The following is a 22369-nucleotide window of genomic DNA, read 5'->3' on the forward strand; positions in this document are numbered from 1 at the left end:
TATAGGTATGTTGAATGGTCCATTTATGCAGAGATACAGATCGGCCAATGAACAAACATTAATGCTGAATAATATTTTCAAAAATATTGATAATTTGCAGCACCATCTCACATGTTTCGTTTTGAAAAATGGTTTTCACACTTACCTACAGGAGCACCAATAAATGCATTATCAACCTGTATTAACGTTATTTATGACATATAATCACAGCATGAAAATTTCTATATTTTCAAAAACCAGAACCAGAACATCGACTCTATTGATCGTTATTGTTTCGTTTTGACTTTCACTTTGATTGCATGAAACACAGTTTCAGTTGCTACAATTGGCAAAGAAGCGTATTTTATTAGCAGTTCTCGCGAATATCCGTAACGGATCAAGCGAAATTCGACAAATCAACTGTATTTCAAGGAATTAAAGACCTACTTCTGCAGATATCTCCGACCTCTACAGGCGGTCTGCGCCAATAATACCTTTCAGAGATTACCTGAAACATTGAAGGCTGGTGCTACACGAGTCCAATCGCCACCACCTTCCCCACGTTATTGCAGGTATTTCTTTAGATCCGGCCCTAATCATCTGCACGCTACAAAAATTCAGCTGTTGAGGAAGAACATCTCATGCCAAAAAACACAAAAATAGTCGCAACCATTTCAAGCCTTAATTGTTCAGTACCGTTTATACAAAGTCTACATGAAGCCGGCATGAATGTTGTCCGCCTCAATACCGCTCATATGAGCCATGAAGATGCTCTGGAGGTTATCAACAACACCAGAGCTGTTTCTAAAAAAATTGGTATTCTACTCGACACAAAAGGTCCTGAGATCAGAACCTGCGAAGCTGATGAGCCGCTCAATGTCAAATTTGGCGACACTGTTAGAATAAAGGGTGCTCCCGGGCAAAAATCATATGACGATGTTATTTGTGTATCTCACGGAAATTTTGTAAACGATGTCCCGGTAGGCAGTTCAATCCTCATTGATGATGGCACCCTTGCCCTTGCTGTCGTTGAAAAAGATGATGAATTCCTGAAATGTATTGTTGAAAATGATGGTGCCATCAAAGAGCGAAAGAGTATCAACATTCCGGCAGTTCATGTCAAACTTCCGGCCCTTAGCCAAAAAGACAAGGATTTCATTAGATTTGCCGCAGAGAACGACCTGGACTTCATCGCCCACTCTTTTGTGCGGTATAAAGAGGACGTGATTGCCGTACAGGATATTCTCAATGAAACTCAATCACCGATTAAAATTATCGCCAAAATTGAGAACGCCGAAGGTGTCGCCAACCTCGATGAAATTCTCGACTATGCATATGGCGTGATGATCGCCCGTGGTGATCTTGCGGTCGAAATACCGACAGAGCAGATTCCTCTTATTCAGAAAAAAATCATTAAGACCTGCATAGAAAAGCGACGCCCGGTAATAGTCGCCACCCAGATGCTGCACTCTATGATTGATTCTCCTCGTCCGACTCGGGCAGAAGTTTCAGATGTTGCCAACGCCTGCCTTGATCATGCCGACGCGCTTATGCTCTCAGGCGAAACTGCCAATGGTAAATACCCTGAGGTAGCAGTTCGCACCATGACCAAAATCATTGAGGAAGTAGAAGGTAAAAACGGCGCCTATATGGATGTTCCTTACGGGCACCAGAATAAAATAACTGCTTACCTGGCAAAAGCCGCAGTTAAAGCCGCCCTGCGTCTTGGCACCAAGGCAATTATTGCCGATTCCGTCACCGGAAAATCGATTCTGGCTCTCGCTGCCTACCGAGGTGGTAATACTATATACGCACAGATTTATGATAAACGGGTTATGCGCCAGCTCTCTCTTTCTTTCGGAGTCTATGCCGACTATGCACCATTGGATATCACTTCTGCAGAACCACTTAAAAACTCCATCTGCAGGCTTATTAGTGACAAACATTTTAGAGACGATGACTTAATTATCGTGCTTGCAGGCAGTTTCGGTGCAAAACAGGGAGCGAGCTATATCGAGATCAGCACTGCAGAGAATCTCAAAATGAAATGTCGCTGAAAGACTAACGTTACGAACATATAGATGTAGATTACCGGAGCACTTTGCTCCGGTATTTTTTTATTCAATTATCACCAAACCTCAGCGTGGAAGTGTTACGCGTGAGGCGTAAAAGAGTTACGCGTGAGGCGTAAAAGACATAAAATGCCAACCGTGTGCTCTGTAAGTTTCTCAATGTAGTAAAATTGTGCAATTTTACTACGCTACGAATTCAAATTGATTGTAATATTATTTTCAAAAAACTTAACTAAGCCAAAGCCTACCATTTCAACGCCTGTCATCCACCCGTTCCATACCCATTATCGATAGCAGCACGGTTATCAGCATTTGCTATTTGCCCACACTGCCCACATCGACTCAAGTGATTGTCTCTGGCTCTACCTGAAATTTCTGGTAATATATGCTATTCGTTTTTTGTATTATCCCAGCACACCGAAAATCATATTTTTATGACCTATCAAGGAGAATTGCGCATGCCTGATCTGAAACAACGTATAATGGACATCCTGAGTGTTCCTCAACTCACGTCCTGTGCCACAGTGACCCTGGAAGGTAAACCATGGGTCCGTTATGTGGTCACAGTGGCTGATGCTGATATGAATATTCGTTTTGCCACCCTGCTGGAATCACGTAAAGCTGAACAAATCAGGCATAATTCTGAAATCCATATGACTTGCGGTGTCAACAGTCTGAATGATATGAACAATTATCTCCAGATACAGGGACGCGCCCGTATATCCACCAATGAGGCTGACCGGCACGCTTTCTGGAATGATAAACTGGGATCTGTGTTTGAAGGCCCTGACGATCCAAACTATTGCGTAGTCATCGTCGAGCCATATAGAATAGAGTATTGCACTCAGGGACCATTCGAACCTGATGTCTGGTCCAAATGCTGATTACCATTTAGCAAAAAACACACTGCTGTCATGCTGAATTATAGCCTTTTGCTCACCCTCGGGTTATATGCCTCGATTTTGAACAAAATGCTATAATTCTCAGGATTGCAGAGTCACCATAACCACTTAACTGATTTCGAATTGACACGATGAAATACAGTACAGACATTCTGCCAACCTACTCCGGGCATTGCAGAATCGCCTTCTGCTCCATAAATACTGTCAGGAATCCGGGTGGCACAACTGATGGACCCTATCATCCTGTTAGCAGATACAAGGTCAATGAGATTTGAGAACGAGAGATCTTGCATTTCATTCGCCATCGGTCAAAAGGGGCAACAAGCCAACCCCATCAGGCAGTCAGGTCATAGTGTAATTAGACAAAGAAATAGGTTGTCCAATAAAGGTGCATCGTAATTATCCGGCATTCATTACGAAACGAGGGATGTATATCCGAATAAAGGTGCTTGATATATTTTACCTCAACCATATATACAATTGGAGTCTACGATTACCAGCGAGGATAAAATCATTCGTTACACATATATTCAATGTGCTGCAGGTAGATGACGAAACACAAAAATGGCCGGGATTATTCTGAATAATTCCCGGCCATTTTACTGGTCAAATCTCGCATGCCATGTAAGAATCTACGTCTATTTGTTAACCTCTAAACCGAGTCTCACGGATGAAACTATCGTTATACCTCTGTTTGAGAGCGGTAAGTATCACCGGGCGTCTTGAAACCAGAGTATATTGGGCTTCACAATCGTAACAGGAAAGAAGATCGCCCTCCATATGCTGGTATTCAACTGGAATGTTTGCCTGGCACATTTTACATTTACCGACCTGACTTCCATCAATTCTGTATTGTGCGTACTTATTGTCCATAATAGCCTCCTGGTTGAGCGGCGTGAGATTACAGTCGAACATCCCGCACCACGAATAATTATTATAGCCCGAGGAGAAGGCTTGACACACAACAGTGTATCACAATTTCAGCAGAGTTACAGGCAGTTAATTTGATAAAACTGCAGTTAAATGGTCATTACAACAATAGCTCACTGAGATTTTTTTTTTAAAACAGACTTTTACAGAGGGTAATATTTCGCCCCCTCTCCCCAATATTTTTTTTACTTCGATTGCTTGTGTCTTAGCCTGGGAGGCTGTCCGAGAATGCCCTTTTTCCCCAACTCATCGTCATTTTGACCAAACAACGCTCAAAGTTAAACGAAGGCTCCGATAACACACACATGACTGTGCTTGTTGGTATCAAAGCTCCTCAATATGAGAAAAAATGTCTATTCTGGGACAAACTCCGAAGAGGCTATGACTCTCATAGAAATAACCAATATGTGCGATGAATATTTCTATGACTACAGCATTCTGGAAATTAACTCCTTACTCAAGGAGTTCTAAAATTGTCATCAAGACGAAGGAAATAGAAAAGAAGAATTGACGAACAAACCAGTGCGTAAAAAACTCAGGAATGACCGAACCTAAACCTTTAACGAAAATAACCTATACACATAGGATACTCTATAATGGGTATATAAGACAGGAAATAACTTTTAAACGAGGGGATAGTGCGCAGCAAATGGTTCGCAGAATCACGACTACGCCAAAGGTTACGGGTACTTTTATGAATGACCTGTTGAGTTGAAGATCACAACTATTTAGTTTCCGTCCCCAAACTACCCTTTAACTCAATATTAGCATTACGTTTAAAATACTATCCTAGTGAGGCTGTCCGACAATGATCTTTTCTCAAACTCCCAAACGTGTCTCGCTCTTGAACTAAATGCTTAGTTTTATCCTTGATACTATGCAGGATACACAAGATTCTCTTCACCAATTCCATCCAGCACTTCGTTATAATACTTGAGTGCTTCAAGACGGGCTGAAAGAAGATCCATCAACATATAATTGCCGCATTCGACGGGGGATGCACCTGGCACAGTACCCTCAAACTCACTGGTATATTTGAACAGTTCCTGAATGAGCGGTGCAATCGTTTTTGAATCGGTATTGCCACTCACAAGCAGATAAAAACCGGTCAGACAGCCCATCGGGCCAAAGTAGACAATTCTGCTACTAAACGCGGCATGGTTTCGCAGGAATGTTGCTCCGATATGCTCCAGGGTGTGAGCTGCTGCTGAGCTTAAAGCCGGTTCATTGTTTGGTTCTTTCATACGCAAATCAAAGGTTGTTACCATTGAGTCTCCCACCGCATCTCTACGGGAAACATAAACACCACGCTTTAACCGGGTATGATCTATAGTAAAACTTTCTATCTTTTTCATGCTTCACTCCGTACATCGTCGATTATGCCGAGAACGATCTTTATCGAATTCTCAGCCGCTTTTATCATGCATTTTGAATAGGTAGCAGTGTTTCCTGTTTCGCATACCTTATCGGAAATAGACCGGATAAGGACGAAAGGGACATTAAAGAGAAAACCGGTCTGGGCTATTGCTGCGCCTTCCATTTCAACAGCCATGACATCAGGAAAGTGCTCTTCGATATATTCGACCTGGCGGGATGTATGCACAAAAGAATCACCCGATAGTATAGGCCCATGATGGACAGATATCCCACTGCAGGAGAGACCGGCCTTACGAGCCATGGTAGAGAGAACACCATCGGCCACATAGGCCGCCGGCATTTGAGGAATCTGTCCTATCTCATATTCAAAGGCTGTTGCATCGGCATCGTAGTGGCGTACTTCTGAAGAGATGACGACATCACCAATCTGCACCCCGGCAGGAAAACCACCGGCAACACCTGTATTAATAAGATAGTCGGGCGTGAATTTATCCAGCAGCAAGGTCGCGCCGACCGCTGCATTCACCTTGCCGATACCGCACTGAAACAGTGCAACATCCACTCCACCGATCTGCCCTGTGTGATACGCAAATTGGCCTAAATATGTTGTTGTAGCGTTGTCCAACTTGTCCAGGAGTAACGTAAGCTCCTCTTCCATTGCTGCAATAATTCCGATCTTCAATCTATTATCCGTTATTCAATTTTGATTCATATCTTCTTCGAGATCGATTGCAAAATACGTGATAGTGGATTAGTTAGTAAAGTTAATATATTTACTAAAAATAGTTAGTAAAACTAACCATTCGCTTTGAGATATCTAAATGCTCCCAGATTTCAACCGATTAAAAGTCTTCTATCACATCTATAATGAACAGAGCAGCACCGGCGCAGCCAATGTTTTGCACATAACCCAGTCCGGAGTGAGCCAGCATCTTAAAAAGCTTGAAGATGAAATGCAGACACCGCTGTTCAGTCGCGTAAATCGTCATCTTGTTCCAACAGCAGCAGGTCACAAACTCTATCAGATAGTGCAGGGCTTTGTCGCTGAGCTTGAAGACGGAGTAAGAAGCATTAACGCGAATTCAGCAATTCCTTCAGGACCGTTGCGCATTGGTGCGCCATCTGAATTTGGCAAAACGTATATGCCAAAAATCTTCGCATCGTTCAGGCAGAGATACCCAGAGGTTTCACTCGAATTGCATCTGGGTGATCCCAATAGTCTTTTCACGCTGATCTCTAACGGTGGTCTGGACTTTGGTTATATTGATATCCTGCCGATCTTTTTGGCTACTCCGGGCGGATTGCCGGCTTATGAAATAGAACCACTTATTAATGAAGAGTTTGTTCTAGCCTGCTCAAGAAATTATTATGAAAAGCATGCATCAGATTCCAGCTATGAGGATCTGATTAAACTCGATTTTATAGGGTATAAATCTGATATCGCACTTTTTCGCAGTTGGTTCTCCCTGCACTTTGGGCAGGAACCTGCATCACTGAACATGTCGATGATAGTTGATAGTGCCGGAGCAATAATTTCAGGCATGGAAGAAGATCTTGGGCTGGGAATTATCGTCAGCCATCTCATCAATAAACAGATTGGCGATGGCTCCATCATCCCTATACGGGCAACAACAGAGAAACTGCAAAATACTATAGCCTGTGTTCGTTTTAAAAATAAAGCGGACACCATTACCGAGAGCTGTTTTCAACAGCACTTCAAGGAGCAGATATGCCATATCCCTGATCTTGTTCATACGCTGTAATCGCTGCTGGAGAACACGTACTTGAAGTGAAGTGAGGAGTAAGGAGAGACGGTGAGGAGTACTACCTAAACGGAAAGTTCTACTGTATAATGAACACGTACTTTTCACACACGAACTCCACAATAACCTTTTGATTTTTCAGACAATACACCTGCAATGGAAGTTTCCACTATCCCACAAGTAGAATTCTCAAAGAAACAAAAACTCACTATAGAGTTTGAAATACTGGCTCTTGAAGACCTGTTTTCCAAGCGGGCTGAAATGGTCCCGCCGATTGATCATCCACATAGGATAGCATTCCATAACATCATGTATATAACTGCTGGTGAAGGTACACATCACATTGACTTCCAGCCCCATAAAATCAGCCAGGGAAGCCTTATTTTTATCTCAAAAGGTCAGGTAAATGCATTTAATGTCCAGCCGGATATGCGAGGGTACCTGATATTATTTACAACAGAGTATCTGGAAAAACATCTTATCCACTCAGATGTTCTCTCACTGTATCGCTTATACAATTACCACCTGCATTCACCAGTAATGCAACCAGAAGAAACACAAAACGAAGGGTTTCACGATCTCTTTAGAGGAATCACGGCGGAGTATTCCAACCCTGATGTGTTTGCCAAAGAAGACATACTACGACTTTTGCTCAAAGTGCTGTTACTGAAGGCAGAGCGTATCAAGCGAACCGTAACCGCTGACCAGAAAAAAACGGAGTGGCTTATTCGATTTGGCCAGCTTAAGGAACTTCTTGAAAAACACATTGCATCGACACGAAGTGTGCAGGATTTTGCTGAGATGCTAAAAATATCTCCCAAACACCTCAACACTATATGCAAAGCTGTTTCGGGTGCTACAGCCAAGCAAAACATTGATAGCTTCATGATTTTGGAAATCAAAAGACTTCTGGCAACATCGGATAGTTCGGTTCAGGAAATATCTTTTGATTTCGGATTTGACGAACCAACCAACTTCGTCAAGTATTTCAAGAAACATGCAGGTCAGTCACCATCACAGTTCCGCAAAACATTCACCAACTAGTTTCGAGAAGAAAACTAACGCGGAAGCTGTCAAACTCAACCCTTTTCCGTCTACTCTTACCAGTGTCCTGTCATGCCTCTGATGACATGACACTAGCACCAAGCCTGATATTCTCATGAGCTTTCACCCCAAAATACTCGTGAGAAATGCAGACAGGTTCCATTTTTACCATTTTTAGGGGTGTATCAACCTTTGCCCACCTACCCTCTTCAGTTATCTTCCTCCGCAGTTCAGACACATAACACGGATTTCTCAAAGCCACGTTGTCGAACTGACTAAAAGCGTGAAAAATATCCTGTTAAAATTACTATTTATTATGGAGAAAAACATGAAGAAACTTGTACTTATTGCTTCGGTATTATTTCTGACCAGCGCCTGTGCAGCGGTTAACGGTACAGAATCTGATAAAATTGAACTCAGCAACAAAGCAAAAGCCAAAGCGCTTGTTGAGAGTATCGAGACTGGCAACCCGGAACCGATTGGATATATCAACCCAAACACATACATCCAGCACAATCTGGCTGTTGGAGATGGCTTGGCCGGATTTGGCGAAGTTATGGCGCAATTGCCTAAAGGTAGCGCACGTGCAAACGTGGTACGCGCTTTCAAGGATGGCGATTATGGCTTCACTCACACCGAGTACAATTTCTTCGGCCCTAAAATTGGTTTTGATATCTTCAGATTCGAAAATGGTCAGATTGTAGAGCATTGGGACAACCTGCAGGAGACTGCAACCACATCCGCTTCAGGAAGGACTCAGACCGGCGGGACCACTCAGGTAACCGATCTTGCGAAGACAGATGCTAACAAGGAACTGGTGGCAGGACTGATGGCTGATGTTTTTATGGGAGCAAATCCCGGTAAGATTACCGAGTACATTTCTACGTCAGAATACCTGCAGCACAATCCGGCAGTACCTGACGGACTTGGACCACTCGGAGAAGCTCTTGAAGCAATGGCAAAAGCGGGAACTCCAATGGTGTATACCAAAAACCATATGATTCTTGGCGAAGGAAACTTTGTACTCGCCGTTTCTGAAGGACAGTTCCTTGGTAAGCATTCAGCTTTCTACGACCTGTTCAGGGTCGAGTCAGGCAAGATTGTCGAACACTGGGACACTATTGAGCAAATTCCAGCAAAAAGCGAGTGGAAGAATAGTAACGGCAAATTCTAACATTGGACTATATCCGACTCAATTAAATCGGATATTCAACTAAGGTCACTTTCCCTGCCAGGTGCCGTCACATTGAGTGTGCGGAGCCTGGCTGTTTTAATCCCCAAAAGAAATACAGGATCAACCACTCAAAATACGATGTCTGTGGAGATTGGACTACAGTTTGTCCGTCCAACGCTATAGAAGTCGTTAGTGAAGGGTAATCTTATACGATTGAAAGGTTTAATATAACGAAGAATTGGTTAGTCGCTCTCATCGAAGTTCTAACGAATGCAAACGTACAAACGACAATCAGAAATCAGTATAGTTTCAGGCGACATCATTGTTGATGAAAAGAGGAGTACCACGCGGGCCCTTACTGCTGAGAATAAAAACGAGGAATGGTTTATCCTGTTCGAGTATTTCAAGAAACATCTTGTAGAACACCACACAGCAACTAAAAGTGTAAAAGATTACGCCTTAATGTTGAACATTTCTCCGAAACATCTCAACATCATCTGTAAATCATTTTCAGGTGTAACTGCAAAACAGTACATCGACACTTTCATGGTTACAGAAATAAAGAGAGCTTTGGCCACCTCCGATGATTTGGTACAGAAAATTTCCGATGAATTCGGGTTTGACGAGCCAACGAATTTCGTCAAATACTTCAAGAAACATACGGGGCAATGTCCGGCACAGTTTCGTAAAACCATATGCACGTGTCATATCACAACTCAAATGATCTGACAGTAAGCATGCATATTCGAGACGTGCCACACCCTTTTTATATCATACAAGGATCTGAATAATGAAAATTCCACACCAACATAGAACGTTATATATTTCCCACGGAGGTGGACCACTCCCCTTACTGGGCGATACCGGACATACTGAAATGGTGAACCACCTCCAGAGAATTGCTTCGGAATTGCCAAAACCTTCCGCCATCCTTCTCATCAGTGCCCATTGGGAAGAGAAGCGGCCTACAATTACCGGAAACGCAAATCCGGGGTTAATTTACGACTACTATGGGTTCCCGGAAGAAGCCTATAGCATCAGCTACCCCGCACCCGGCGAACCTCATCTGGCCAAGAACGTGTTTAAGCTTCTGGAGAGCAAAGGACTACAGCCTGTGCTTGATGATTCCAGAGGCTTTGATCATGGTATGTTCATCCCGTTGAAGATTATGTACCCGGATGCAGACATTCCCTGCATACAGCTCTCCCTTGTCAATACTCTGGATCCTGCCATGCACATCCGGATGGGAGAGGCGCTTGCTGGTATTCAGCATGAAGGTTTACTTATTATCGGGTCCGGATTTTCATTTCACAACATGAAGGCATTTTTTGCTCCCGGTAACACACACAACAACGAGATGAACGAGGCGTTTGAGTCCTGGCTCATTGAAACATGCAGTGCAAAAGATATAGATGAAACTGTGCGGAAGGAATTGCTCATCAACTGGGACCAAGCCCCACATGCCAGATTCTGCCATCCAAGAGAAGAACACCTGTTGCCACTCCATGTTTGCTATGGCCTAAACAGATGTGCAAGCCGTGATTCCTTCCAGCTCAATATACTTGGGAAGCGTGCAAGCTTTTACCTTTGGTAAGAAACCGTTACGACATGATGATAGAAAAACTGTTTGAAACACTCTGCCACGAGAAAGGGGAGTTGTCGCAGGAACACCTGAACGAACAGAAAAAAAACGAATACTTTCGGTTAAAAGTGAAAAACCGTACTCCTTCCAGCAACAAATATTCGACTTAGCTCAATGCTATCGTTCGTGTCTTAAAAAGGCTGGCAAACCGGGCATTAAAACGTTGCCCTTTTGCCGCCTGTCAACCGGGGCCCCAGAGTTGGCCTTCAGGGTATAGAAACATAAACTGTCAATCCATCACTATTTCAATCAACTGTGCAAATTCTGCACACTCCGGTTACGCATTTAGCTCCTGATGACGCATATACAGTGCGCGATAGAGTATCGACATCTCCTATCCGCAAGAGACCAGGAGGCTGACTGAGAATGACCGTTTCTCAAACTCTTCGTGATTATCAAAAACCGATGCTGGCAATATCATATATGGCTGCGCTTGTTATTTGAAAATGGCTCGATTTTAACCCAAATCCCTATTATCGCGCAGCCATATCAGGAGGCTGTCTGATAATAGCAATATTCGCTCAGATCAAGGCAAACTCGAAAAATCACCGCAGTCATATATTTACTATTCCTAGGATATTTTTTCGAGTTTAACGAAGATATGCGCGGAAAGGGCCTTCTCAGACAACCTCCTATTTGTATTACATAGGATGTAGAGGGCTAAAACATTCATTACAAATTGAATCCGGCACGAGTGTATCCCCCATTTTCGCCGTTATCCTGTATGTGGAACACATTATGCAAGTATCCTGTAGTTACCCGCATGAATTCCTCAATTTACACGATGGAGTAAAAACAGATGACGCCTGCAAAAGTTCTGGTAGTTGATGACGATATGATAATCCGCTCTATGTTGGAAACACTGCTGAATAATCACGGTTGCGCCATAACAACTGTCTCTGATGGTGAAAAGGCGATACAACTCCTTGAAAATTCAAGGTTTGATCTTGTACTAACTGACCTGGAAATGGGTAAGACCAGCGGCTTTGAAGTTATCAGAAAGGCAAAAGAGGTAGCCCCGGATACACTTGTCTTTATGATGACAAGCTGCCATCAGCTCGAATATGCAATCACCGCATTTCGTTGTGGGGCTTCAGGCTATCTGTTGAAACCGTTTTCCAGCAGGTGCCTGTTTGAACGGTTACAGAAAAACGGGTTCCCGTTTATCTCCAGGAAGAGAGCGATAACGGCAGAATCATTCAGTCAGGAAAATCTGCAAACAGCTATCCAGGTACTTCCTTCACTGGATGATCAAAAATTACGATATGCGGAACTGGAAATGCAATATCACTCGCTGCCTTCGATTTAGCTTACTGCTACCATGATTCGTGTTCTGCTCCTGATAATCGCATTTGTTCATTGCTCAAATAATGTTCTGAGACTGAACAGCCCTCTGCATTTACACACTACCTGACAATCCTTTTACAGCTATCCTGTCGATTGGTACAATACGGTACACAATATATTTGTCTGATTCGGACCTGATATTTCAGCACATTCACTTATAACCTATCTAGAGTTGCTACAGCCATTTCTGTATACTGTGGTATTAAGGCAAACAGTTTTTCAGTAGGTAAAGCAAACTTATCCGATATGACAACTATCTCCGACACCTTGGTCTTTCTATCATTCTCTTTATCACTGTAATAGATTTCATGGTTGAAATTACGTAACAATTCGTGAATAGCATGATCCAGCGGGATTTTCTCAAGCCGAGTAGAAATGCTCTCGCTGATAGGGAAAAGAAAACGAATTCGGATATTAGTCTGTTTCTGTAGATCATGAAGAATATTTCTTAGAGGCACATTTTCGGCGCTAAGGCTGAGAGAGTTTCCCTCAATTTCAAGATCAAATTCACGATACATACTTGCTGTAAGCAGACTGCAGGTGATAACGCTAAATAGCAGCACTCGGGTGATGGTGCGGTACGTTGTGGTCATGTTCCAGTTCCCCAGTATTTTTCTGAAGTAATGGCGGAACAAGTATCAGTAGATACTTCCCAGCCGGGTAACTCCGCTGCCGTATCGATCAGATGAAAGACGTAGGCCGGTGGTTTTGCGTTTCCTTCTTTTCAGAAGGCTTGCCTTTTTCGAGCTGTTAAAAATAGTGTGCTGACGCCTGATTGATACCAGGGTATCAGCCTGAAACACAAATAAATCCTTTCATTCCTTATGGTACTTAATGAGATATATTCGAGTTACTCCATGTAATCAATAGGTCGGATGATGATTATTACCTAGTCATAATGACTAGGAGGCTGTCCGAGAACAGGAATTTTAAATCGGACAAATCATAAAGCCTAGCAATCGCTGGAGCTTTATATCTCTGCGCAAAGGTAAATCTTATAATATGCACCTGAAAAACGCCTGAATAATGCAATTATACTGAGAATCAGGGCTCTCCATCATTACTATGCAGGATTTGCCAACAATTTGCCGTCCTCTGAACGTACTACCCCATTTATGATCGCTCTCAGTAACTTCCTCATGTTGTGAGCAGTGCATGCAAGGGAAAATTCACCACTTGCTTTCTCATACCCTCTGACACTGAATCTTCTGAAACCGATATTTTTTATCTGTCCGAATACTGGTTCAACGATAACTTTTCGTCTTCCATATATTTCTTTAGAGCTTACCCTCTCCATTTTCTCATTCATCTGTTGCCGTAAGGGCTCTTTGTCATCCGTGTTAATTGTTCGAGCATTACCCTGAGTTGATTTGCAACATCTGCTTTTATAATCGCACTCAACACACACATCAGAGTCGCCTTGATATGTTTTCCTGCCCGATTTTGATGTACGTATTAAAACGAGGGATTGGTCTCCAGGACAGGTGAAAAAATCACCCCGCTCGTTGTAAATAAAATCAGCCTTTATGAGCTTGCGGTCCGAATCATTTAACGGAATTTCACTTCTCTTCTCAGCTTTATCTGTTGCTACATAAGCATCGAGTTTTGCCGATCTTATTGCCTCAAGATTATCACCTGACATGTAACCATTATCAAAGCTCATCTTTGAAGGAAAACTGCCAGTCGTTTCCCGTATATTTTCTAACGCAGGTTCAACCTCGTTCTTGTCATTTGCATTTAGACTCAGATGTTGGGCAACAATCACTTGCTTATCCTCATCTACACATATTTGCCCATTGTACTGATAATCAAAGACGTTATTTTTTCCCATAATACGGGCATCCGTATCTGCAAAGCTAATTTGCTTTTTGTCCTCAATGGTTTTGCCGGGGTGTAGTTCTTGCTCCCGTTGTTCTAAGGCTTTTTTGGCTGCCTGTATTTTTGCTAATCGCTTTTCTTTGAACTGTAAATCTTCGGGAATACCATATCCGGTAGGTTCCTTATACTCCCTGTCCTCTTCTTCATCGCAGTTTTTTGCTTTCGCTATAAGGCTCTCAATTTCCGCTAGTAATTCATGTTCTTTTTCTTTGAGTCTCTTGTAACTCATGGCCTTATGCTTAGAAGTGTCAGCCTTAAATTTTGAACCGTCTAAGCTTACATGGCCAAGAGACGCAAGTCCCAATTGCATGGCTATCAGGACACTCTGCTTGAAACATTCATGAAAAAATTCAGCATTATTTTTCCTAAAGTCACTTAACACTCGGAAATTTGGGCATGACATCCCTGATATATACATATAAGCAAGGTCTACATGGCACCGTCCTTCTATCTGTCTTGAGCTGAAAAGGCCATGACTGTATGCGTATATGAGAATCGAGATAATCAACTTGGGATGATAGGCACGCTGTCCTTGCATGCTATACTGTTTTTCAATACTTGAGGTGTCAAGCTGCTGAAAAATATCGTTATACAGATAACATTCATGATTGTCAGGGAGCAGATCAAAGATATTGCTCGGAAACATTTGCCGTTGTTTGAATTCTAATGGCAGATTTTTGAATGGGGGTGACATAAGGAAACCTCTCTTGTTTTATTGAATACAAATTAACACAAAAAACAAGAATATGCAGCTTATCATGCTGTTATATATAAGCATTCCATCTCAACCTGTTTGCCATTTGCTAGGAAATTCAGCTACGATAAAAACAATTTAACTATTCTCTTTAATTATTGTCGGACAGCCTCCTAGGAGGCTGTCCGACAATGGCCCTTTGCCCAAACTCTTCGGAATTTTCAAAAAATAATGCTCGCAATATCATCTATATGGCTGTGCTTATTTTTTGTAAATGTCTCGATTTTAACCAAAATTCCTATTCTCGGACAGCCTCCTAGGAGGCTGTCCGACAATGCCCTTTCCACCCATATCTTCGTTAAACTAGAAAAATTATCCTCGGAATATCGACTATATGCCTCCGGTAATTTTTCGAGTTTGCCTTGATCTGAGCGAAAATTTCTATTCTCGGACAGCCTCCTAGGAGGCTACTCTCCCTCCTCACACAAAAAAGGGTGAATCGATGTTATCAATCCACCCTTCCCTAACATAATTATCTTGTATTATATCAAATAGATTGATGATAAATCCGGGTTAACGCTACCTATAAATGTACAAACCGGAATCGGCTATTCTGAAATTATTCAGCATATCCGATTCCGGTTTTTCTGTTGGTGCTTAAGTTTTTATTCTCCTGTAAGTGAGGAGTGAATGGCGCAACAATCCCGCCAAGAGCTTCAATGTTAAGCTATTGTATTTACAATAATAATTATAAAATTGAGTGTAAAAGTTGTATACGCCTTTCTCCTCACGCCTGTCGCCTCACCATAATAACTGAGGTTTAAGAACTGAGGTTTAAGGGGAGTCAGATAAAAATTCTTACTGTATATACCGATCGTAAATATCCTGATATTTCCCTGATATTTTCACAGTGTCCAGGGCTCGTTGCCATCCATCTACAACGTCATCGGGTGTATCTATAGAAAAAGCAAGGAAGAGGATGGAGTCATATAATTTTACAGCAGTTCTTTCAATGCTATCCAAATCAATCCCTGCATGTTTTGCCATCTCAGGCATTACCAGTTCACTCATAGGAGTTACGTCGACTCTTCCCAGCTGTAACATCTGGAGTGATTGAACCTGATTGTTTGTTTTTTGGAGGTTTGTAAACCCTTGTGCCTCGAGATAGGTGTGATCAGCATTCCCCCGACCTACCCCAACTCTCCATAGTTCTTTGATATCAGATAAGGTTTTCAGGTCTAAATTTGTCCCTTTCTTTTTGTAAAAGTAGACACTGCTGGATACAAGAGGCCCTACCCACTTAACAGTTTCTTCTCGCTCTGGCCGTCTGGCAACAATGAAAAGGGCATGGTTATCTGAGCTTTGTACAGTCAGTAGAGCTCGTTTAAAAGGAAGCATAGTAAACTGCTTCGGATGTTCCATAATGTCCATCATCTCTTTTACGATATCAACTGCAAGACCTTTAATATTCCCTTCTTCCTGGAACGTGAATGGTTTGATGAAGTGGGTCAAGAAAGTACATGTTTCAGCCTGAGCGATGTTCACGAAAAACAGCGTCACAAAAAACGATATCATCAGTATGAAATGTCTCACGTTTCATCCTTGCTGCTGAAATAAAATACTCGTTTTGCAGATGGCCTTTATCTTTAGTGTATCCCCTGACAACATTTCAAATCAAGAGAATAGCAATGGCAAACACACAGCTGCATCATGTAATATCAGGTTGAAAATTTGCATCGTCAAAACCATGAAAACATGTCTGAACTACTAGATAGTTTCCATCCTAAAACGAGAGATTTTTGTCTAAATCGAGACGCTCGATAAATTTCACCTCAGCCATACATTTGATATTGCGAGGATAAAATCTTGAGAGCAACGAAGAGTTAGAAGGAAAGCACTATTTTCGGATGGAAACTAGATAATCAGGTGGTGTAGATATGGACAAACAGCGTACCCTTCGGAGTACACTGTTTATCTTATGTGGATTGATGAGGTGAGGTGATACGTAGCTTAAAAAACAAGAACCTGTTTACCCATCATTGTTCCGCTCTCTTGCTTTATGTGCATTGCCTGGATGTTTTCAGCTGTCAGGCCGGTCAAGGTCTTCTGTCGTGTTGTAACGAGAGTGCCGTCATTCAATAGGTCCGCTACTTTTGCAAGTAATTTACCCTGCTCGTCCATATCCGCTGTCTGAAATATTGATCTGGTATACATCAATTCCCAGGCAAGAGTGACGCTTTTCAGTTTAAAAATCCGGATGTCAGGTGTTTGCTCGGGATCATCGATAAAAACTATACTGCCTTGAGGGCGAATGGCTTCAGACATCGCCTGCCAATGGGTTTCCATTTGTGTAGTACAAAAAATGGCGTCGACTGTGTCGGTCCCGGATGCTTTCAATTCTTCAGAGAGGCTATTCCTGTGGTTCAGGATAGTGTCCGCACCTAAATTCTTGCACCAGTCGACTGTTTCCGGCCGTGATGCTGTTGCAAACACCTTCAACCCGGCCCAACGCGCTAATTGTATTGCGACTGATCCAACACCTCCAGCACCACCGATTATCAGAATAGATTTACCGGAATTACCATTTGCTTGAGGTACAAAACCCAATCGTACGAATAACCCTTCCCAGGCTGTTATTGATGTCAACGGCATTGCCGCAGCATCTTCAGGAGAGAGTTTTTCAGGTGCGATCGCTGCTATCCGATAATCGACCAAATGGTATTCACTATTGCACCCTGGACGGGTAATGTCACCAGCATAATAGACCTTATCACCCGCTTTAAATCCGGTTACGCCTTTGCCTGTTGTTTCTACAACCCCATAGGCATCCCAACCAAGCACTTTGTCTACCTCTTCCCGTTGACGGACCTTTGTGTCTACCGGGTTCATCCCGATGGCAATAACTCGAACCAGGAGGTCTTGTGCTTCCGGTTCTGGTATGGACTGCTCTTGTAAAATAAAGGCTCCAGCGTCTTTCGCCGCGCTACTTCCTTTTGCTACTATAGCTTTCATAGGTTACTCCAATGTTATTTTTGGCTGATTCAGGTTCTCAGAACAGGGATGTTAACACCCCGTTATATGGTCAAGCATGTTGTCATCTGATTCTATTGTATGACAAAGCAAACATAATGCAAATTAATAGTTGTCATACAAATCATGACTGTTTATCATGCATAATTATGATAAACATAGATCTCGACATAGACATGCTGCGTTGCTTTTCTGAAGTTGCAAAGACAGGAAGCTTTACAAAAGCCGGTGAAAATATTGGCTTAACCCAGTCCGGTGTAAGCGTAAAAATTCGTCGGCTCGAAGAACGATTAAGCTCTCAAATTTTCAACAGGACGAGTAAAAGCCTTTCGCTCACCCATGAGGGTGAAATTTTGCTCGATTATGCAGGACGTATACTGGCAGTGCATGATGAAGCTGTGAGTCGATTAACCCAACCTAAAGCTTCCGGAGAATTACGAGTAGGGCTGATAGACTATTTTTTACCTGAAATCCTACCGGTTCTTCTGAGTAAATTCAGGAAACAATATCCCAACATTCATCTTAAAATACACACTGATATTGGTATTCACCTCATACCACTCTTTGAAAAAGGTGAGTTGGATTTGGTGGTGGCTGGTAAAGATTCCTACCATGGAAAAAGCCGTATCCTGATTCAGGAACCTTTGGTCTGGGTAGTCGGCAAGGATACAGATATTTCTTTTCAGAAAACAATACCCCTCGTTCTGTTACCACAACCGTGCGCATTTAGGAAAATTGCCACTGATGGCCTGAACCATATGAAGCAAAAGTGGGATCTGCAATTTACCGGAACCTCTATTACGAGCATTCAGGCCGCTGTTCAGGCTGGACTGGGATTATCAATTTTGCCACAGGGGGCACTCAAGGAAGGTTTGAAAAGAGCGCCAGTCCATTTGAATTTACCTGAATTGCCGATGTACTCGATAGGTCTTATCATTGATGAACAAAAAGAAAATGACGCGAGAGATGTTTTTATCAGCTACCTGGAAGCTGAAATCAGCACGTTAAAATAGACCGTACCCAGGAAATTGTCCAAGTAGATGAATTTTGGTCAAAATCGAAACATTTTCACAAACACGTACAGCCATATAAATGGAATCGAAGTCCACGCTCCCCTGCGAGCATTAATTCCTTAAAAATTCGCATAGTTTGAAAGCAAGGTTATTCACTGACAACCTCCTATTCAACCACCTTTGTTTACACTCTCTCTGTCTGCTTAAACACGTATACGATACAACTCTTGTAGCCCTTTTGGTTTTAATGAATGAGCTATCCATCTCCACCTGACTAAACAACATTACCCTTCACTATCATCCAGTGAAGTTAAAAAATCGGTGAGATGCGCCACCAACAAATTAGCCGGCCCTGATTTTTACCTTGTTTAACACAAATTCCTAACGCATAATCAAAGCATACACATTATCCATATGTTTCTAGACATGAGAAAACTACACCCGATGGGTACTCTGGACAATCGGGAATGACCAACCGCAAACTCTAACTCATTGAACGTTATGTTGTATACATTGCGACCACGAACATCCACTCTCGTGAGAATGGTACTGCTATGCATGACGTGTGTGCTATCAGTTTGCATTTTCTTGGGTTCATGTAATGGTGCAGGATTTCAGATCCCGAATCAGTCAATTAGGGCCGTTGGTATTGCGGGAGCGAACATCGCCTATACTCCCGGTCCTGATGCTGCATATTATAATCCTGCCAACATGAGCTTTCTCGATGATACATGGAGCGTAGAACTCAGCCTGACAGCCTTATGGCTTCCTGAAATTTCATATACGGACAACCGCTCTCCTTTTTTTAATGGTGAATCGGAATCAGAACTCTTCCTTCTTCCACAAATCCACCTCAGCTCTAAGGATTATAATAATTTCCGTTTCGGCTTTGCCCTCACCTACCCGTTTGGATTAACAAAAGAGTGGCAACAGCCCTTTCAGGCAGCTACCGCAAACAATTTTTCGCTCTTTGTTGTTGAAGCCAATCCATCTCTTTCATACGCAATAAATAGTCGTACAAGTATCGCTGGAGGAATACGATTTGTCTACAGTGAGGGTGAAGTGAAAAACAGCGTCAATAATCCGCCATTTTCCGCACTATCACCAGTAACCGCTGTCACCAGGGATCTCGACTCAAGTAATGATTTTCAAGTCGGCTACAATCTTGCCGCTACTTTTAACGCCACTGAAGCCTGGAGGCTTTCTGCCACATACCGATCAGAAATTGACCTTGATCTTGAGGGAGATGCTCATCTGCTCGCTCTTGCAGGCCAGGTTCCAGTAGCACAATACCTGGGAACCGGGGCACTGCCGATCACTCTGCCGGCAGTCTTCAGCCTGGCAACATCGTACACATTCGGAGACGTTACGGTTGAACTTGCCTGGAATCGCACCTTCTGGTCGTCTATTGAAGAACTTGATTTCAACTATTCGGGGTCTTTTCTCGGGACGATATTTGATCCATTTGACCGCCCACAAACCAAGAACTGGGATGATACAGATGCATTCAGGCTAGGAGTTACCTATCAGATCAATGACAGGCTTGTATCAACAGCCGGATTTGCCATAGACAACACACCGGTACCCGATGCTACCCTTGGTTTTGAACTGCCTGACTCGGATTCCTATATGTATGGCCTTGGGCTGCAATATAAAACAAGCGACACGCTCACTCTGGGCATTTCATATATGTACCATCACACCACATCCCGGTCAGTAACAACACTACCGACGGCAGGACTTCCCGGCATTGATGGGGAATTCACTGGTGGTGGAGCCCACGCTGTTAATGTTGGTTTAATCGCAACATTTTGATACGGCCGGCAATCATTGTAACCGGCCTCTAATCCAAACCTGAACGTGAAGAATCTGTAATCTTCCAGTAGCAGGCTAATCAAGCCAATGACTGACAGGACATTCCATATTCTCTCATCAATATTATAGGCTGACTCTTCTTCACATCAGATATCATTGGGGAAAACCATGGGTAACGAATCTTTACAAGCTACATATCAAAACACAAACGCACTCCTGGATATGGTTGTTCCTTTCAGCAACCCCTGTTCTTTCGCAACAGGTGAACAGATCATGTCGCATGATGATGATCCAATGGCATTTTACTATGTCGTAGATGGTGTTGTTGAAGTGAGCTATACGGAAAAAGCAGGCACCAGAATTACCGTTGCCCTTATTGGTAAAGGTGATTTTTTTGGTGAGGTCGGTTTTTTTGATGGAGAAACCAGAGTACGCGACATTAAAGCCAACGGAGACGTCAAGGTCGGGATTTTTAATGCATCTGCATTACATTCAATGCGCACCGAGAGTCCAGACCTGTTTATGGATTTCATGTTATTTATCACCAGAAACATCTGCCATAAATTCAGAAGAATTGCTGGTGAAAGACAACCCGTAACCAGTTACGCAAAATCGCTCTCGATCAAAAACACCAGCACCTACACAGAATCCAGCCCTCTACCAGCAACCTTATTACACTCAGGTGAATGGCATTCAATCAGTTCACGAATGGAAATGTGCAGAGCCGAGCTTTTTGATATATCGCATCAGCTTCAAAAAAACGAAGCAACAGGCAATCAGGATAGCAAAATAGAGGTTCGCTGCACAAAACTGCTGACAGAATTAAACAGCTCCCTCTCTGATTTCCAGCAAACCATGGCTGGAACCGGCTACGAGGAGATCATGTGGGGGTATGTCTTTAAGGAAATCTTCCCATACTTTATGCGCAGTAAATTTGCCGAACGTGCTTATTTCAAACCTAAAGGTTATGCCGGTGACTTTCTCATGATGGAACACATCTATGCGAATGTACCTAAAGGAGAAGGCAGACTTGGTGAAATTATAGACGATTTCTGCCTCCAGCGCCCTGGCTCACTGGCGATACACGGTAGAAGAAAACTGCTGAAAAAAGAGATTGCCAGAATTAGCGGCAAAAAAGCGGAATTAGGTGAAAACACCAGAATTATGAATCTCGCCTGCGGCCCTAATCGTGAGCTATTTGACTTTTTAGGAGAATGCAAATACAGCCAGATGATTGATGCGCTTTGTGTGGACATCGACCCCGAAGCCCTTCAATACACCAATCAATTCGTCAACATCATACCTCATAAAGCCGCTATACGGCTAATGAGTGAAAATGTAATCAGGTGGTCACTTGGCAAAGCATCACAGCAGATCGGCAACCTGGATCTCATATACTCCGCCGGACTCTGTGATTATCTGGATGAACGGCTCTTTAAGGCGCTCATAACCCGATGTTTCGAGCACCTTAATCCTGGCGGTACCTTGCTGCTGGGCAATTTCACACAATATCCGGATTCATTGTTCCTCGACAAACTCCTCAAGTGGGAACTGATTTATAGGAATGAAGAGGAACTGCAAGACATCTTCAGTGCCACACCATTTGGCAGCAATGTAGAAATCCTCTCAGAGAGTGAGCATGTAAATCTCTTTGCCCTGGCAACCAAAGTATAGCTCAGCACCATGCTATTTTACGCGTACAAGCGATC

At 42.9% G+C, this 22369-nt stretch carries 19 protein-coding genes and 1 riboswitch; of the genes, 12 read left to right on the forward strand and 7 right to left on the reverse strand.

Annotated features, from left to right (window positions below; all coding sequences use genetic code 11):
* The first annotated feature begins 620 nt into the window (after positions 1-620).
* Entirely contained in the window at positions 621-2036 is a 1416-nt protein-coding gene (gene pyk, locus FCL46_RS17345; protein WP_136809979.1) for a pyruvate kinase, read from the forward strand.
* A 473-nt stretch (positions 2037-2509) separates the two neighbouring features.
* On the forward strand, positions 2510-2935 hold the full coding sequence (locus tag FCL46_RS17350; protein ID WP_167506047.1) for a pyridoxamine 5'-phosphate oxidase family protein: 426 nt from the start codon (positions 2510-2512) through the stop codon (positions 2933-2935).
* Positions 2936-3598: 663 nt separating this feature from the next.
* Here the strand turns inward: FCL46_RS17350 and FCL46_RS17355 are convergent.
* The 3 genes from FCL46_RS17355 to FCL46_RS17365 all read right to left on the reverse strand — a co-directional run bounded on the left by FCL46_RS17355 (position 3599) and on the right by FCL46_RS17365 (position 5942).
* Positions 3599-3826: a hypothetical protein gene (locus FCL46_RS17355; protein ID WP_136809981.1), complete on the reverse strand. Its 228-nt coding sequence runs from the start codon at positions 3824-3826 to the stop codon at positions 3599-3601.
* Positions 3827-4758: 932 nt separating this feature from the next.
* The gene (locus FCL46_RS17360; protein WP_136809982.1) at positions 4759-5238 is read right to left on the reverse strand and encodes an S-ribosylhomocysteine lyase; all 480 of its coding nucleotides are present in this window, start codon (positions 5236-5238) and stop codon (positions 4759-4761) included.
* Positions 5235-5942 (reverse strand): 5'-methylthioadenosine/adenosylhomocysteine nucleosidase, encoded by a 708-nt coding sequence (locus FCL46_RS17365; protein ID WP_136809983.1) that lies wholly within the window; start codon positions 5940-5942, stop codon positions 5235-5237. Before FCL46_RS17365 ends, FCL46_RS17360 begins: the two co-directional genes overlap by 4 nt.
* A 139-nt stretch (positions 5943-6081) precedes the next feature.
* On the opposite strand from FCL46_RS17365, the gene FCL46_RS17370 reads away from it, so the two are divergent.
* The 7 genes from FCL46_RS17370 to FCL46_RS17400 all read left to right on the forward strand — a co-directional run bounded on the left by FCL46_RS17370 (position 6082) and on the right by FCL46_RS17400 (position 12192).
* Positions 6082-7023: a LysR family transcriptional regulator gene (locus FCL46_RS17370; protein WP_136809984.1), complete on the forward strand. Its 942-nt coding sequence runs from the start codon at positions 6082-6084 to the stop codon at positions 7021-7023.
* Between the two features lie 156 nt (positions 7024-7179).
* Positions 7180-8067, forward strand: coding sequence for a helix-turn-helix domain-containing protein (locus FCL46_RS17375; RefSeq protein ID WP_136809985.1), 888 nt, complete (start codon positions 7180-7182; stop codon positions 8065-8067).
* Between the two features lie 328 nt (positions 8068-8395).
* Complete coding sequence (locus tag FCL46_RS17380) at positions 8396-9241, forward strand: nuclear transport factor 2 family protein (RefSeq protein WP_176371612.1); 846 nt, start codon at positions 8396-8398, stop codon at positions 9239-9241.
* 270 nt (positions 9242-9511) lie between these two features.
* A complete protein-coding gene (locus tag FCL46_RS17385; protein WP_136809986.1) occupies positions 9512-9970 on the forward strand; it encodes a helix-turn-helix domain-containing protein in 459 nt (152 codons plus the stop codon).
* 61 nt (positions 9971-10031) lie between these two features.
* Positions 10032-10835 carry a DODA-type extradiol aromatic ring-opening family dioxygenase gene (locus FCL46_RS17390; RefSeq protein ID WP_136809987.1) on the forward strand — a complete coding sequence of 268 codons (804 nt, stop codon included), beginning with the start codon at positions 10032-10034 and terminating at the stop codon, positions 10833-10835.
* Positions 10836-10980: 145 nt separating this feature from the next.
* Entirely contained in the window at positions 10981-11100 is a 120-nt protein-coding gene (locus tag FCL46_RS28905; protein WP_420811284.1) for a macro domain-containing protein, read from the forward strand.
* A gap of 582 nt (positions 11101-11682) precedes the next feature.
* Entirely contained in the window at positions 11683-12192 is a 510-nt protein-coding gene (locus FCL46_RS17400; protein WP_136809988.1) for a response regulator, read from the forward strand.
* Positions 12193-12385: 193 nt separating this feature from the next.
* On the opposite strand, the gene FCL46_RS17405 is transcribed toward FCL46_RS17400, so the two are convergent.
* The 4 genes from FCL46_RS17405 to FCL46_RS17420 all read right to left on the reverse strand — a co-directional run bounded on the left by FCL46_RS17405 (position 12386) and on the right by FCL46_RS17420 (position 17814).
* Entirely contained in the window at positions 12386-12823 is a 438-nt protein-coding gene (locus FCL46_RS17405) for a hypothetical protein (protein WP_136809989.1), read from the reverse strand.
* Between the two features lie 63 nt (positions 12824-12886).
* A riboswitch (cyclic di-GMP riboswitch) is annotated at positions 12887-12978 on the reverse strand.
* A 315-nt stretch (positions 12979-13293) separates the two neighbouring features.
* Positions 13294-14802 carry an IS1182 family transposase gene (locus FCL46_RS17410; protein ID WP_136810870.1) on the reverse strand — a complete coding sequence of 503 codons (1509 nt, stop codon included), beginning with the start codon at positions 14800-14802 and terminating at the stop codon, positions 13294-13296.
* An 858-nt stretch (positions 14803-15660) separates the two neighbouring features.
* Positions 15661-16395 (reverse strand): substrate-binding periplasmic protein, encoded by a 735-nt coding sequence (locus FCL46_RS17415; protein WP_136810406.1) that lies wholly within the window; start codon positions 16393-16395, stop codon positions 15661-15663.
* Positions 16396-16812: 417 nt separating this feature from the next.
* Positions 16813-17814 (reverse strand): zinc-binding alcohol dehydrogenase family protein, encoded by a 1002-nt coding sequence (locus tag FCL46_RS17420; protein ID WP_136810407.1) that lies wholly within the window; start codon positions 17812-17814, stop codon positions 16813-16815.
* 167 nt (positions 17815-17981) lie between these two features.
* On the opposite strand from FCL46_RS17420, the gene FCL46_RS17425 reads away from it, so the two are divergent.
* From FCL46_RS17425 to FCL46_RS17435, 3 genes are all read left to right on the forward strand, one after another.
* Positions 17982-18845 (forward strand): LysR family transcriptional regulator, encoded by an 864-nt coding sequence (locus FCL46_RS17425; protein WP_167506080.1) that lies wholly within the window; start codon positions 17982-17984, stop codon positions 18843-18845.
* Between the two features lie 588 nt (positions 18846-19433).
* Positions 19434-20660: an OmpP1/FadL family transporter gene (locus tag FCL46_RS17430; RefSeq protein ID WP_176371613.1), complete on the forward strand. Its 1227-nt coding sequence runs from the start codon at positions 19434-19436 to the stop codon at positions 20658-20660.
* Positions 20661-20828: 168 nt separating this feature from the next.
* Positions 20829-22334, forward strand: a complete 1506-nt coding sequence (locus tag FCL46_RS17435; RefSeq protein WP_136810410.1) for a cyclic nucleotide-binding domain-containing protein — start codon at positions 20829-20831, stop codon at positions 22332-22334.
* Positions 22335-22369 lie beyond the last annotated feature (35 nt).

Source organism: Desulfosediminicola flagellatus, from assembly GCF_005116655.2.
In the GTDB taxonomy this organism is placed as follows: Bacteria; Desulfobacterota; Desulfobulbia; order Desulfobulbales; family Desulfocapsaceae; genus Desulfopila; species Desulfopila flagellata.

What these genes read in the sequence shown, in the direction of transcription:
- FCL46_RS17370 (WP_136809984.1), top strand. Translation starts at nt 6,082, where the DNA reads ATGCTCCCAGATTTCAACCGATTAAAAGTCTTCTATCACATCTATAAT.
- FCL46_RS17350 (WP_167506047.1), top strand. Translation starts at nt 2,510, where the DNA reads ATGCCTGATCTGAAACAACGTATAATGGACATCCTGAGTGTTCCTCAA.
- FCL46_RS17355 (WP_136809981.1), bottom strand. Translation starts at nt 3,826, where the DNA reads ATGGACAATAAGTACGCACAATACAGAATTGATGGAAGTCAGGTCGGT.
- FCL46_RS17375 (WP_136809985.1), top strand. Translation starts at nt 7,180, where the DNA reads ATGGAAGTTTCCACTATCCCACAAGTAGAATTCTCAAAGAAACAAAAA.
- FCL46_RS17390 (WP_136809987.1), top strand. Translation starts at nt 10,032, where the DNA reads ATGAAAATTCCACACCAACATAGAACGTTATATATTTCCCACGGAGGT.
- FCL46_RS17410 (WP_136810870.1), bottom strand. Translation starts at nt 14,802, where the DNA reads ATGTCACCCCCATTCAAAAATCTGCCATTAGAATTCAAACAACGGCAA.
- FCL46_RS17420 (WP_136810407.1), bottom strand. Translation starts at nt 17,814, where the DNA reads ATGAAAGCTATAGTAGCAAAAGGAAGTAGCGCGGCGAAAGACGCTGGA.
- FCL46_RS17405 (WP_136809989.1), bottom strand. Translation starts at nt 12,823, where the DNA reads ATGACCACAACGTACCGCACCATCACCCGAGTGCTGCTATTTAGCGTT.
- FCL46_RS17385 (WP_136809986.1), top strand. Translation starts at nt 9,512, where the DNA reads ATGCAAACGTACAAACGACAATCAGAAATCAGTATAGTTTCAGGCGAC.
- FCL46_RS17425 (WP_167506080.1), top strand. Translation starts at nt 17,982, where the DNA reads ATGATAAACATAGATCTCGACATAGACATGCTGCGTTGCTTTTCTGAA.
- FCL46_RS17400 (WP_136809988.1), top strand. Translation starts at nt 11,683, where the DNA reads ATGACGCCTGCAAAAGTTCTGGTAGTTGATGACGATATGATAATCCGC.
- FCL46_RS17435 (WP_136810410.1), top strand. Translation starts at nt 20,829, where the DNA reads ATGGGTAACGAATCTTTACAAGCTACATATCAAAACACAAACGCACTC.
- FCL46_RS17380 (WP_176371612.1), top strand. Translation starts at nt 8,396, where the DNA reads ATGAAGAAACTTGTACTTATTGCTTCGGTATTATTTCTGACCAGCGCC.
- FCL46_RS17360 (WP_136809982.1), bottom strand. Translation starts at nt 5,238, where the DNA reads ATGAAAAAGATAGAAAGTTTTACTATAGATCATACCCGGTTAAAGCGT.
- pyk (WP_136809979.1), top strand. Translation starts at nt 621, where the DNA reads ATGCCAAAAAACACAAAAATAGTCGCAACCATTTCAAGCCTTAATTGT.